The following is a 245-nucleotide window of genomic DNA, read 5'->3' as shown; positions in this document are numbered from 1 at the left end:
AACCGAGCTCAAACCGCTATGCTTGAAGTTGCTATGATATATGTGAATTAAGATCTAGGTGGCGTATCGGACCTTGTAGCAGGGTGTGACGTTCGATATTCCGGATTTAATAGAGTACTGGATACAAAAAGAAATCTAGGGTCCTTGGTCAAGCCCGCAGTTTCTTTCACGGCACTACAATCATCCAATTATCATTTAGCCACATTACTTGATCACTCGCCGTTACAGGTAACACATGAAGAAGG

The 245-nt window shown here is 42.9% G+C and carries 1 pseudogene; it reads left to right on the top strand.

Annotation, left to right across the window (positions count from 1 at the left end):
- Positions 1-245 (top strand): annotated as a pseudogene (locus R0J88_RS22645) (penicillin-binding protein 1B); the annotation flags it as partial.

Origin of the sequence: Pseudoalteromonas sp. SIMBA_162 (genome assembly GCF_046535955.1) — a bacterium.
GTDB classification, from domain to species: Bacteria; Pseudomonadota; Gammaproteobacteria; order Enterobacterales; family Alteromonadaceae; genus Pseudoalteromonas; species Pseudoalteromonas marina.
The sequence above is the reverse complement of the archived record's forward strand: the minus strand, read 5'-3'. Positions and strand labels throughout refer to the sequence as shown.